The following is a 12182-nucleotide window of genomic DNA, read 5'->3' on the forward strand; positions in this document are numbered from 1 at the left end:
GGCGTCCCACCTCCCCTCATCGCGCTGTGTCGTTTCCGCCCCCACGCCCACCCGGTTCAGCTGCCACACCGAGACCGAGTCGGGCGACTCCAAGGCCTGTGATTCCACTATTCCAGTCAGGAGCGGACGATGCTCAAGATCTCGGTCACGAGTGCGTCTACTTCCTCCGCCGACCGGGCCTCGACGTTGAGCCGGAGCAGCGGTTCGGTGTTCGACGCACGCAGGTTGAACCAGGCGTTGTCGACCAGTTGCACGGTCACTCCGTCCAGCCGGTCCACGGCGTGTGCCCGGTCCGCGAACGCGTCCACCACCGCCATCGTCCGCTCCTGTGCGTCCCGCACGGTGGAATTGATCTCCCCGGAGGCCGCGTAGGTCGCGTAGGACGCCATCAGCTCCGAGATCGGCCGGTCCTTCTCGCCGAGCGCGGCCAGGACATGCAGCGCCGCGAGCATGCCGGAGTCGGCGCCCCAGAAGTCCCGGAAGTAGTAGTGCGCGGAGTGTTCGCCGCCGAAAACGGCTCCGGTGGCGGCCATCTGCTGCTTGATGAACGAGTGGCCGACTCTGGTGCGCACCGGAGTGCCGCCGAGCTCGTGCACGAGTTCCGGCACCGCGCGCGAGGTGATCAGATTGTGGATGATCACCGCACCTGGTTCCGTGGCCAGTTCGCGTTCGGCGACCAAGGCGGTGATCACCGAGGGTGATACCGGATCGCCGTTCTCGTCGACCACGAAGCAGCGGTCGGCATCGCCGTCGAAGGCGAGGCCGATATCAGCCCCGGACGAGCGGACCAGTTTCTGCAGGTCCACCAAGTTCGCCGGATCGAGCGGATTGGCCTCGTGGTTCGGAAAACTTCCGTCCAACTCGAAGTACAGCGGGACGATGGTCACCTGGGGCAGCGCGCCGAGCACCGCGGGGACGGTGTGGCCGCCCATGCCGTTGCCCGCGTCCACCGCGATGGTCAGCGGGCGGATGCTATCGAGATCGACGAGCCCGCGCAGGAAGCTCGCGTACTCGGCGAGCAGGTCGAGTTCGGTCGCGGCGCCACGGGGGCCTTCGTAGCCGGGTACCCCCTCGATCACTTCCGCTGTGATGGTCGCCAGGCCGGTGTCCTGCCCGACCGGAAGAGCCTTGGCCCGGCAGAGTTTGATGCCGTTGTAGCGGGCCGGATTGTGGCTGGCGGTGAACATGGCGCCCGGGCAGTTCAGCCGGCCGCAGGCGAAGTACAGCTGGTCGGTCGAGGCAAGGCCGATGTGTGTGACATCGAGGCCCTGACCGAGCACACCGTCGGCGAAGGCGGCGGACAGCGCGGGCGAGGAGTCGCGCATGTCGTGTCCGATGACGACTCGGCTCGCGCCTTCCGCGCGCATCAGACGGGCGAATGCCGCCCCGACATCTCCGACGAATTCCGCATCGATCTGATCACCGACCACGCCGCGAACGTCATAGGCCTTGATCACCGCGTTCACGAATTCGGCAGAGCGGGCGACTGTCATGCCCAACACCCTAGTGGTTGCGCCAGGTCGGTCCGACATCGTCCTGGTCTGGTTCAGGAAGGCGGGTCGGGGAGGACGCGAAGATGGCCGCGGCGGCCGGTGCGCGTGGTGCGCGGCGGTGGGGGAGCGTAGTCGTGGTATCCGCGCTGCTCATGTTCCGGCGGCCGCCGCCGTAGTCCGGCTTCGCGGACCGCTTCGGCGAGCGCGGTCAGATCGTCGTCGTCCGGTGTGCTGGAGGAGAATCCGCCTTCGTGGCGAACCAGCTCCCAGCCCTTCGGGGCGGTGATGCGTGAGCCGTGCGTTTCGCAGAGATCCCAGGAGTGCGGTTCGGCGACCGTCGCGAGTGGCCCGACCACCGCCGTCGAATCCGAGTACACATAGGTGAGCGTCGCGACGGCCGGATTCTTGCAACCTGGTCGGCAACAACGACGCATGGGGATCACGCCGATGAGAGTAACCCCCCTGGCATGTCGATGGGGTCAGACACGCTTGAAAGATCTCGGTCCGCTCTCCGCGGAATGTGGGCATCACCACGTTCCGTGGGACGCGCAGCGCCCGCCACGGTGTCTTCCCCAGTGAAGATCCCGGATACCCATCGCGACCGATGGCGACATGCATCGGCGTCGCTTGCCCCGCAACACCGTTCGACGAGCGCGGGTGCGTGGATGGGTGCGCGTTCCGCGACCTCCGGATCTACTCTTCTTCCGGATCGATCACGTCCGGGTCGACGCCGAGATAGGTCGCGACCTGCTGGACCAGGACCTCGCGCAACAGGTCGACCAGGTCGTCGGGATCGCTGGCGCGCAGCTCGAGCGGCTTGCGGAACAGCACCACTCTGGCGCGGGTCGCCGCGCCGTGGCGGTCGACGCCGGCCGGGATGAGTCGCGACAGCGGGACCGGGCCGTCGGCGACCACCTCGTCCGGCCAGGTGACCGAATCGGGATGCAACGGACGAATTTTCGGGACGTCGTCGACCGCGATATCGAGTTTGGTGAGCCGGTCGTGCCAGCGGGTGTCCAACGGGGCGAACGCCTCCAGCACCAGCCGGTCGAACTTCTGGCCGCGGGTCCGCCAGGCCGGCACCGTGGGTGGCAGCATCGGCCCGCGCACCCCACGGCCGCGGCGGATCACCGACCTGGCGGTCGGTGGTCGACGCTTACGGGAACGTGCCATGACACAAAATCTAGGGCAGCCGACCCTCGTCCGGTGCATCGAGGCGGCGTGATCGGTCCGGCCGTGTCGCCAGCGCGTCGAAGAATGCCGAGTCGGTCGGGCCGTGGACGAACGGTCGGGTGCGCGCTCGGTCGGCCCGCGTTCCCGGAGTCGCCCTGGTGAGGGCGGGCAACTCCGGGCATCGCGGACGTCTCAGCCGATGCCGCGCTTGAGGCGGCGGCGCTCCCGCTCGGAGAGGCCGCCCCAGATGCCGAAGCGCTCATCGTGTGCGAGTGCGTACTCCAGGCACTCGTCGCGTACCTCGCAGCCCATGCAGATCCGTTTCGCCTCGCGGGTCGAGCCGCCCTTCTCGGGGAAGAACGCCTCCGGATCGGTCTGCGCGCACAGGGCACGCTCCTGCCATTGCTCTTCAATGGATTCGAACATCTCGTCGAAGCCGGTCACGACCAGGCTGAGCCGGGCTGACGAGACTGCGTCACCCCCCTCTTCATCCCTCCAGTCGTTGTCTGCGCAGACGCCACGTGCTGCGCCTGCTGTGGAATCGGTCGGCGAGACCATCTCGTTGGCCATCGCTCCGCCTCCTCACTGTGTGTTAGCGCAGAATGATTCTTTCCGTCGGACCAACACGCATACCGACGGCCATACCCCGCGACGTTGTCCCGCGGACGTCCCCGAGCCTGTCACCCCTATGCGAACATCTGTTCGAAAACTCGCTCACGCCTTGCACTCTCGCGCGAGTACCGGAATGACATGTCTGTGATTAGACACGCCGGATGTGTGGGTGGTCAAGCCGCCGACGCTATTCCGTTACTATCCGCACCTGCATTCCGAGCTGATCTTGTTATCTGCAATAGCAAATGATCAGCAAATTTGCTGGGAAGCGGGTCGGCTCGGGCACCGCATAGGCTGTGCGGATGTGACTGGACAACAAGCGGACGCCGTACCCGCGAGCGGGCCCCGGATCGCCGTCCTCGTCGGTGGTGTGGGGGGCGCGCGTTTCCTCCAGGGCGTTCGGGAGCTACTGCCCGACGCGGATGTTTCCGCGATCGTGAACGTCGGTGACGACGTCTGGATGCACGGCCTTCGGATCTGCCCCGACCTCGATACCTGCATGTACACCCTCGGTGGCGGCATCGACACCGAGCGCGGCTGGGGTCGGATCGGCGAGACATGGCACGCGAAGGAAGAGCTCGCGAAATATTCTGCCCAGCCGGACTGGTTCGGCTTGGGGGACCGGGATATCGCCACGCACCTGATCCGAACCGAAATGTTACGTGCCGGGTACCCGCTCTCCGCGGTCACCGAGGCGCTGTGTAACCGGTGGCAGCCCGGCGTGAAACTCATCCCCGCAACCGACGATCGCTGCGAAACGCATGTCGTTGTGTCCGACCCGGACAGTCCTGGCGAACGGCGCGCGATCCATTTCCAAGAGTGGTGGGTGCGCTACCGCGCGAACATCGACACCCATGGATTCGCCACAATTGGCGCCGAAGACGCCCGACCGGCGCCGAATGTGACGGAGATCATAGAATCCGCTGATGTGGTTCTGCTCGCCCCGTCGAACCCGGTCGTGAGCATCGGCGCCATCCTCGCGGTGCCGGGCATTCGGGGAGCGCTGCGCACGTCGGCTGCCAAGGTGATCGGTGTGTCCGGCGTGATCGACGGGAAACCGCTGCGCGGCATGGCTGACGAGTGCCTGTCGGTGATCGGGGTGGACACCACCTCCGAGGCCATCGGCCGGTACTACGGTGCTCGCTCGGCCACCGGAATCCTGGACGGCTGGCTGATCCACACCACCGACACCGCCGACGTGCCCGGCGTCGAGGTGCGTAGCGTTCCTTTGCTGATGACCGACCCGCCGACCACCGCCGAAATGGTGCGTCAGGCACTGGATCTCGCGGGAGTGAAGCCATGACTGCACCGACCGACCACGCGGCAGGCGAGCTGCGCATCCTGCCGATCACCGGCCTTCCGGAGTTCCGGCCCGGCGACGACCTGGCCGAGCAGATCGCGCGGTGCGCGCCCTGGCTGGCCGACGGAGACGTGCTGGTGGTGACCAGCAAGATCGTCGCGAAGGTCGAGGGCCGCATCGTGGAGGTGCCGGTCGACCCCGACGAGCGGGATGCCGCCCGGCGCGCGCTCGTCGATCGAGAGGCGGTGCGAGTGCTCGCGCGCAAGGGCCGCACGATGATCACCGAGAACAAACTCGGCATAGTGCAGGCGGCCTCCGGTGTCGACGGCTCGAATGTCGAGCAGGGCGAGCTGGTCCTGCTGCCCACCGATCCGGATGCCAGCGCCAAGGCGCTACGGTCCGCGCTGGCCGCGCGACTCGGTGTGACGGTCGGGGTAGTGGTCACCGACACCATGGGGCGCGCGTGGCGCAACGGGCAGACCGACGCGGCGATCGGGGCGGCCGGGCTTCGGGTGCTGCACGACTACGCGGGCGCGGTCGACGGTCAGGGCAACGAGTTGTTCGTCACCCAGGTCGCGGTGGCCGACGAGTTGGCCGCCGCCGCGGACCTGGTGAAGGGCAAGCTCGGCGGCGTGCCCGTCGCCGTGGTGCGCGGGCTTCCCGTGGTCGACGACGGGTCCAGCGCCGCCGATCTGCTGCGTGGTGGTACCGACGACCTGTTCTGGCTCGGCACCGCGGAGGCGATCGAGCAAGGGCGGCGGGAGGCGATCCTGCTGCGTCGTTCGATTCGCCGGTTCGCCGATACCCCCGTCGATCCCGAACGCATCCGGGCGGCGGTGTCGGTCGCGTTGACCGCACCCGCCCCGCACCACACCCGACCGGTGCGGTTCGTCTGGGTGCGCAAGCCGGGCCTGCGGGCCCAACTGCTGGAGGCGATGGCGGAGAAGTGGCGCGCCGATCTCACCGCCGACGGGCTCGCCCCGGATCGGGTCGAGCGTCGAGTCGCCCGCGGCCGCATTCTGTTCGACGCTCCCGAGATGATCATCCCGTTCTGCGTGCCGGACGGCGCGCACGACTACCCGGACGAGCGGCGACGCGCTCATGAGCGCACCATGTTCACCGTCGCGGTGGGCGCGGCCGTACAGGGTTTGCTCGTCGGGTTGGCCACCGAGGGGATCGGCAGTTGCTGGATCGGGTCGACCATCTTCGCCCCCGAGGTGACCCGTGACGTGCTCGGTCTGGGCGACGAGTGGAGCCCGTTGGGCGCCATCGCCATCGGCAATCCACTCGAAGAGCCGACCCCGCGCCCGGTGCCCGGTGCCGGTGTCGGGCTGGTCGAGCTGTGAGGCCAGGCGCGACCCGCATGGCCGGACTCGGGAGTCGGCGGTGAGCGCGGAATCCCTGCACGCCTCGGCGAACGAACTCCTCGAATCGTGGTGTCCGGTCCTCGATTCGGATCGGTCGCTGCGTGCGGCGATGCTGGCGTTCCTCGGATCCGCGCCGCGCGGGTGCCTGCGTGAGCACGCACCCGGGCACATCACCGCCTCCGCGGTGATCTTCTCGCCCGACGGTCGCGAGGTGCTGCTGACGCTGCATCCCCGGGTCGGCCGTTGGGTCCAGCTCGGCGGTCATTGCGAGGAGAGCGACGCCACCGTCGCGGACGCCGCGCTGCGGGAGGCGATCGAGGAGTCCGGCATCGAGGAACTCCGGTTGGCGCCGGAGCTGTACGGCGCCCAGGCGCACCCGATCACCTGCTCGCTGGGTGTGCCCACCCGACACCTGGACCTGCTGTTCCGGATCACCGCGCCCGCTGACGCGGTGCCGGTGCGTAGCAGCGAGTCCACCGATCTGCGCTGGTGGCCGGTGGACGCGCTGCCCGCGAATGCCGACGTCCTCCTACGCTGAAACAAAGAGTGACTCCGAAGGGCCGCCACCGCCCTTTCTGCCGTAGGCGGCACCGGCATCGTGCTGTCCGCGGTCTCGGCCTGTGAGTGAAGCCGTACCGATTCCACCCGTGCTGTCGATCATCGGCCCTGCGCGCTCGGCGGTGCGAATATCTCGGCGGCAGGCGGTAATTCTCCCGCACCACGTCGGCCGAGTTCATGCGTCGATATTCGCCGCACGGTCGAAGCGGCGCCGTAGTGCAGCCGAAGGTCGGGCGGTCCGCGTAGGTGCCGGCGATCGATGCGATCCGCGGGGTTGCGTCACGCCGCGCATGCTTTACAAAATCTAGAATTTGTCTAGACATGCGACAGCTATCGCGATATTGTCCATCTTGGATGTAGTGCACGTCACATGTGATGTGCCGCCTGAATGGAGACGACGATGTCGACAAACGCCGATATGGCCGCGCAGCCGGTCGATGTGCCGGCTTGGCGTGACCGCAAGCGATACCTGTGGCTGTGGGGGCTGTTCGCTCCGACCGGCCTGTTCACGATCGGCCTCCCATCGATCTGGGCGTTGAACGAACTCGGCTGGCACCGCGCGGCCCAGGTGCCGTTCTGGCTCGGACCGATCCTGATCTACCTGCTGATTCCGCTGGCCGACCTCTTCTTCGGTCCGGACGGGGAGAATGCGCCCGACGAGGTGATGGAGTACTTGGAGAACGACAAGTACTACCGCTATCTCACCTACCTGTACCTGCCGTTCCAGTACGCGACGCTGTTCCTGGCCGCCTACCTGATCACCGCCGACAATGTGAGCTGGTTGGGCATCGACGGAGGCCTGCACCTGGTGGACAAGATCGGCCTGGCGATCACGGTAGGCATGATCGGCGGCATCGGGATCAACACCGCGCACGAACTCGGCCACAAGAAGGTGCACCTGGAGCGCTGGCTCTCGCGCATCGCGTTGGCGCAGTCTTTCTACGGGCACTTCTACATCGAGCACAATCGCGGCCACCATGTCCGCGTCGCTACGCCCGAGGATCCGGCGAGTTCCCGGGTCGGCGAGACGTTTTGGGCATTCTGGCCCCGCACGGTGTGGGGCAGCCTGAAGTCGTCCTTGCGCCTGGAGAAGGTTCGGCTGGAGCGGCTCGGTAAGAAGCCGCTGAGCTTGCACAACGAGGTGCTCAGTGCCTGGCTGATGTCGGCGGTGCTGTACGCGGCGTTGCTCGCGCTGTTCGGCATCGAGCTGCTTCCGTATCTGATCCTGCAGGCGGTCATCGGCTTCAGCCTGCTGGAGTCGGTCAACTACCTCGAGCACTACGGCCTGGTACGGCAGCGCACGGCTGGCGGACGCTACGAGCGGCCCGCCCCGGTGCACAGCTGGAACAGCGACCACATCGTCACCAACATCTTCCTGTACCACCTGCAGCGCCACAGCGATCACCACGCCTATCCGACCCGGCGCTATCAGACGCTGCGCAGCTGGGACGGTGCGCCGAACCTGCCCAGCGGCTACGCGAGCATGATCTTGCTCGCCTACTTCCCTCCGCTGTGGCGCCGTGTCATGGACAAGCGAGTGCTCGCACACTATGGCGGCGATATCACCCGTGCCAACGTGCAACCGGGCAAGCGGGACGCGGTATTCGCGCGCTACGGCGCGCGGGCGGCGACCGGCGGCGCGGACGGGGTCGGAGCATGAGCGCGTTTCGGTGTCCGGTCTGCGATTATGTCTTCGATGAGATGAAAGGCGCGCCGCACGAGGGGTTTCCGGCGGGAACCCGGTGGGAGACGGTGCCGGACGACTGGTGTTGTCCCGACTGTGGTGTGCGGGAAAAGATCGACTTCGAGCCGATAGAGGTGAGGAAATGACCGAATACAAGCTCTACCAGTGCATCCAGTGCGGATTCGAGTACGACGAGGCCGAGGGCTGGCCGGAGGACGGTATCGCGCCGGGCACCCGATGGGACGACATCCCGGATGACTGGACCTGCCCGGACTGTGGCGCCGCCAAGGCGGACTTCTTCATGGTCGAGATCGAACGGTCGTGAGGTTTTGACTGCGGTCAACGCCCGTGACAATGTCGCGGGTATGCCGCGCAACGGGACCAGGAATTCCTATCAGGAAGCCGCGCGCGAGCTGCTGCGTACTTCGGTCCTCGACGCGATGCGCGAGCTGCTGATCGAGCGAGATTGGTCCAAGATCACCCTCGGTGACATCGCGGCCCGCACCGGGGTGAGCAGGCAGACGCTCTACAACGAGTTCGGCTCACGCAACGGACTCTCGCAGGCTTACGCACTGCGTCTGGCGGACGACCTGGTCGACCATGTCGACGCGGCGATCACCGGCAATGTCGGTGACGTTCGAGCGGCGTTCCGGGAGGGGGTGGCCAATTTCTTCGTCGACGCGGCCGCCGACCCGTTGGTGCGGTCGCTCCTGGCCGGCGAGGTGAAGTTGGACCTGTTGCGGCTGATCACGCTGGATGCCGGCCCGCTGCTCGACCACGCGACGGAGCGATTGTCGAGTGCGTTCCAGCACAGCTGGGTTGCGGCGACGCCGGCCGAATCGACGGTGATCGCACACGCGCTGGTGCGGATCGCGCTCAGCTATATCCCGACTCCACCCGGTCCGGGGCGGGATGCGCCGGAAGAGCTGAGTATTCTGTTGAGTCCGTACGTCGAGGCGATTCTCGCCGCGCGCGTGCGAAACTGAGCTGTGTGGCAACCAGGGTGCGACTCATGCGATGATCGTGCTCACCTGTGAAGCTGCTGAGAATGTGACTGGCCGGCATGTAACTGCCGCCATGTCGACGCGGTCAACCGGGTGTAACAGACGTACAGTCTGCAAGTATTCTCCAGGCGTCAAATAAGGGTCTTCAGGGTCTTTCATTTAGCGGGGCAAACGTGCAAACGGTTGGCAAACCGGCGGGGTCGGCCGATCCCAAACGCCATCTGTGGGTTTTGGGCCTGATCGCCCCGTCGTCGGCATTGCTGCCGTCGCAACTGGTGCTGCATACCGGCGCGGCGGTGTTCTGGTGGATCGGACCGATCATCGTGTTGGTCGTGATCCCGTTGCTGGACTGGACGATCGGAGAGGACGGCAGCAACCCGAGAGACGAGGATTACGAGTTGCTGTCGAACGACAGGTACTACCGATGGTGTACGTACCTGTTCTTGCCGATCCAGCTGATCGGATTGGGTGTCGCGTGCTACATGTGGGCAGGCCACGAGTTGAGCGTGGTCGACAAGCTCGGGTTGGCCGCCACCTTGGGATTCGTCAGCGGCATCGGGATCAATGCCGCGCACGAACTCGGGCACCGGGTCGAGCGATTGGAGCGCTGGCTGGCCAAGATCGCGCTCGCCCAGTCCGGGTACGGGCATTTCTTCGTCGAGCACAACCGCGGACATCACGTGCGGGTGGCGACGCCGGAGGACCCGGCCAGCGGTCGGCTCGGCGAGTCGCTGTGGGAGTTCTTGCCGCGCAGCGTGTCGGGGAGTTTCCGCTCGGCGATCGGTCTGGAGCGTGCGCGGTTGGCCCGCAAGGGCAAGCGCTGGTGGAGCGTGGGCAACCACATCCTGCAGGCGTGGGCGATGACCGTGATCCTGTTCGGCGGCTTGGTCGCGGGCTTCGGCCCGGCAGTGCTGCCGTGGCTCGCGCTACAGGCCGTGGTCGGCATCGCCCTACTGGAGACGGTGAACTACGTCGAGCATTACGGCTTGTTGCGGGCACGGCGCCCGAACGGTCTCTATGCGCGCTGCTCCCCAGGTGACAGCTGGAACAGCGACCACCTGGTCACCAATATCTTCCTGTTCCATCTGCAGCGCCACAGCGACCACCACGCCAACCCCGGCCGCCGGTACCAGACGTTGCGCAGTTCGGAGGAGGCTCCGCAACTGCCCTCCGGGTACGCCACGATGATCTTGCTCGCCGCCATTCCGCCGCTGTGGCGGCGGGTGATGGACAAGCGGGTCCTCGGCCACTACGACGGCGACGTCACGTTGGCGAACATCCAACCGCGCAAGCGCCGCCGCATCCTGTCGGCCTACGGGCTGACCGCATAGTCCGCCCGCGAAATTCAGCGACTAGCGTTACCTCGGTACTTGCCGAACCAGGAGAGGCTGATGACGACCTCAGAACTTCCCGCACGCACGTCCATGACCGCCGATGTCCGTAACGGCATCGACTACAAGGTGGCGGACTTGTCGCTGGCCGAATTCGGCCGCAAGGAGATCCGCCTCGCCGAACACGAGATGCCTGGTCTGATGGCGCTGCGCCGTGAGTACGCCGAGGTGCGGCCGCTGCAGGGCGCGCGCATCTCGGGCTCGCTGCACATGACCGTGCAGACCGCGGTGCTCATCGAGACCCTGACGGAGCTGGGCGCGCAGGTGCGCTGGGCTTCGTGCAATATCTTCTCCACCCAGGATCATGCGGCCGCCGCGGTGGTCGTCGGCCCACACGGCACCGTCGACGAGCCCAAAGGCACGCCCGTGTTCGCCTGGAAAGGCGAGACCCTGGAGGAGTACTGGTGGGCGGCCGAGCAGATGCTCACCTGGCCGGACGAGGCCGCCAACATGATCCTCGACGACGGCGGCGACGCCACGATGCTCGTGCTGCGCGGCGCGCAGTTCGAGAAGGCGGGCGTGGTCCCGCCGGAGGACGAGGACCACTCCGCCGAGTTCAAGGTGTTTCTGACCCTGTTGCGCGAGCGGTTCGCGAGCGACAAGGACAAGTGGAGCAAGATCGCCGACTCGGTTCGGGGTGTCACCGAGGAGACCACCACCGGCGTGCTGCGCCTGTATCAATTCGCGGCGGCGGGCGAGCTGGTGTTTCCGGCGATCAACGTCAATGACTCGGTCACCAAGAGCAAGTTCGACAACAAGTACGGCACCCGCCACTCGCTGATCGATGGCATCAACCGCGGCACCGACGTGCTGATCGGCGGCAAGAAGATATTGATCTGCGGCTACGGCGACGTCGGAAAGGGCTGCGCGGAATCGCTTGCCGGACAGGGCGCACGCGTGCAGGTCACCGAGATCGACCCGATCAACGCGCTGCAGGCGCTGATGGACGGTTACGACGTGGTGACCGTGGCGAAAGCGATAGGTGATGCCGACATCGTCATCACCGCGACCGGCAACAAGGACATCATCACCCTCGAGCACATGAAGGCGATGAAGGATCAGGCCATCCTGGGCAATATCGGTCATTTCGACAACGAGATCGATATGGCCGCGCTGGAACATTCCGACGCAACGAAATTGACGATCAAGCCGCAGGTCGACCTGTGGACGTTCAAAGAATCCGGCCGCTCGATCCTGGTGCTGTCGGAGGGACGACTGCTGAATCTGGGCAACGCGACCGGCCACCCGTCGTTCGTGATGTCGAACAGCTTCTCCAACCAGGTGATCGCGCAGATCGAGCTGTGGACCAAGCCGCAGGAGTACGACAACGAGGTCTACCGCCTCCCGAAGCACCTGGATGAGAAGGTCGCCCGCATCCACGTCGAGGCGCTCGGCGGCGAACTGACCAAACTCAGCAAGGATCAGGCCGAGTACATCGGTGTGGACGTCGAGGGTCCGTACAAGCCGGAGCACTACCGCTACTGAGCGGTGCGCCCGGGGCGTCGCGCCGACCATCCGGTCGGTGCGACGCCCCAACGACCGGTCACCGCGCCGCGCCCGGCCACGTGACCCGTAATCGGCCCTGGTCAGTCGGCTACGG

13 protein-coding genes are annotated in these 12182 nt (G+C 66.3%); 9 read left to right on the forward strand and 4 right to left on the reverse strand.

Annotated elements, in window-relative coordinates; translation table 11 throughout:
• Nucleotides 1–116: 116 nt before the first annotated feature.
• The 4 genes from AB0B25_RS23250 to AB0B25_RS23265 form a co-directional block, all read right to left on the reverse strand.
• Nucleotides 117–1493, reverse strand: coding sequence for a phosphomannomutase/phosphoglucomutase (locus tag AB0B25_RS23250; protein ID WP_357183083.1), 1377 nt, complete (start codon nt 1491–1493; stop codon nt 117–119).
• Between the two features lie 53 nt (nt 1494–1546).
• Nucleotides 1547–1936: a DUF3499 domain-containing protein gene (locus tag AB0B25_RS23255; RefSeq protein ID WP_357065803.1), complete on the reverse strand. Its 390-nt coding sequence runs from the start codon at nt 1934–1936 to the stop codon at nt 1547–1549.
• A gap of 250 nt (nt 1937–2186) precedes the next feature.
• Nucleotides 2187–2666, reverse strand: coding sequence for a metallopeptidase family protein (locus AB0B25_RS23260; RefSeq protein WP_357183086.1), 480 nt, complete (start codon nt 2664–2666; stop codon nt 2187–2189).
• Between the two features lie 192 nt (nt 2667–2858).
• Nucleotides 2859–3092 carry a WhiB family transcriptional regulator gene (locus AB0B25_RS23265; RefSeq protein WP_029901515.1) on the reverse strand — a complete coding sequence of 78 codons (234 nt, stop codon included), beginning with the start codon at nt 3090–3092 and terminating at the stop codon, nt 2859–2861.
• A gap of 490 nt (nt 3093–3582) precedes the next feature.
• Here AB0B25_RS23265 and cofD point away from each other — a divergent pair, with 490 nt between their 5' ends.
• From cofD to ahcY, 9 genes are all read left to right on the forward strand, one after another.
• Nucleotides 3583–4581, forward strand: a complete 999-nt coding sequence (gene cofD / locus AB0B25_RS23270; protein ID WP_357183089.1) for a 2-phospho-L-lactate transferase — start codon at nt 3583–3585, stop codon at nt 4579–4581.
• On the forward strand, nt 4578–5924 hold the full coding sequence (locus tag AB0B25_RS23275) for a coenzyme F420-0:L-glutamate ligase (protein ID WP_357183092.1): 1347 nt from the start codon (nt 4578–4580) through the stop codon (nt 5922–5924). Before cofD ends, AB0B25_RS23275 begins: the two co-directional genes overlap by 4 nt.
• 40 nt (nt 5925–5964) lie before the next feature.
• Entirely contained in the window at nt 5965–6483 is a 519-nt protein-coding gene (locus tag AB0B25_RS23280; RefSeq protein WP_357183095.1) for an NUDIX domain-containing protein, read from the forward strand.
• A gap of 420 nt (nt 6484–6903) precedes the next feature.
• Complete coding sequence (locus AB0B25_RS23285) at nt 6904–8163, forward strand: alkane 1-monooxygenase (protein WP_357183098.1); 1260 nt, start codon at nt 6904–6906, stop codon at nt 8161–8163.
• Nucleotides 8160–8333: a rubredoxin gene (locus tag AB0B25_RS23290; protein ID WP_357183100.1), complete on the forward strand. Its 174-nt coding sequence runs from the start codon at nt 8160–8162 to the stop codon at nt 8331–8333. Before AB0B25_RS23285 ends, AB0B25_RS23290 begins: the two co-directional genes overlap by 4 nt.
• Nucleotides 8330–8512 (forward strand): rubredoxin, encoded by a 183-nt coding sequence (locus tag AB0B25_RS23295; RefSeq protein WP_040869242.1) that lies wholly within the window; start codon nt 8330–8332, stop codon nt 8510–8512. Before AB0B25_RS23290 ends, AB0B25_RS23295 begins: the two co-directional genes overlap by 4 nt.
• Nucleotides 8513–8552: 40 nt before the next feature.
• The gene (locus AB0B25_RS23300) at nt 8553–9173 is read left to right on the forward strand and encodes a TetR family transcriptional regulator (RefSeq protein ID WP_357183183.1); all 621 of its coding nucleotides are present in this window, start codon (nt 8553–8555) and stop codon (nt 9171–9173) included.
• A 191-nt stretch (nt 9174–9364) separates the two neighbouring features.
• Nucleotides 9365–10522 (forward strand): alkane 1-monooxygenase, encoded by a 1158-nt coding sequence (locus AB0B25_RS23305; protein WP_357183103.1) that lies wholly within the window; start codon nt 9365–9367, stop codon nt 10520–10522.
• Nucleotides 10523–10582: 60 nt separating this feature from the next.
• The gene (gene ahcY / locus AB0B25_RS23310) at nt 10583–12067 is read left to right on the forward strand and encodes an adenosylhomocysteinase (RefSeq protein ID WP_357183106.1); all 1485 of its coding nucleotides are present in this window, start codon (nt 10583–10585) and stop codon (nt 12065–12067) included.
• Nucleotides 12068–12182: the final 115 nt, after the last annotated feature.

This window comes from Nocardia sp. NPDC049190 (genome assembly GCF_040648115.1).
GTDB lineage: Bacteria > Actinomycetota > Actinomycetes > Mycobacteriales > Mycobacteriaceae > Nocardia.

Coding starts and splice junctions, on each gene's coding strand:
- AB0B25_RS23300 (WP_357183183.1), top strand. CDS start 8,553: ATGCCGCGCAACGGGACCAGGAATTCCTATCAGGAAGCCGCGCGCGAG.
- ahcY (WP_357183106.1), top strand. CDS start 10,583: ATGACGACCTCAGAACTTCCCGCACGCACGTCCATGACCGCCGATGTC.
- AB0B25_RS23265 (WP_029901515.1), bottom strand. CDS start 3,092: ATGTTCGAATCCATTGAAGAGCAATGGCAGGAGCGTGCCCTGTGCGCG.
- AB0B25_RS23295 (WP_040869242.1), top strand. CDS start 8,330: ATGACCGAATACAAGCTCTACCAGTGCATCCAGTGCGGATTCGAGTAC.
- AB0B25_RS23285 (WP_357183098.1), top strand. CDS start 6,904: ATGTCGACAAACGCCGATATGGCCGCGCAGCCGGTCGATGTGCCGGCT.
- AB0B25_RS23275 (WP_357183092.1), top strand. CDS start 4,578: ATGACTGCACCGACCGACCACGCGGCAGGCGAGCTGCGCATCCTGCCG.
- AB0B25_RS23290 (WP_357183100.1), top strand. CDS start 8,160: ATGAGCGCGTTTCGGTGTCCGGTCTGCGATTATGTCTTCGATGAGATG.
- AB0B25_RS23260 (WP_357183086.1), bottom strand. CDS start 2,666: ATGGCACGTTCCCGTAAGCGTCGACCACCGACCGCCAGGTCGGTGATC.
- AB0B25_RS23250 (WP_357183083.1), bottom strand. CDS start 1,493: ATGACAGTCGCCCGCTCTGCCGAATTCGTGAACGCGGTGATCAAGGCC.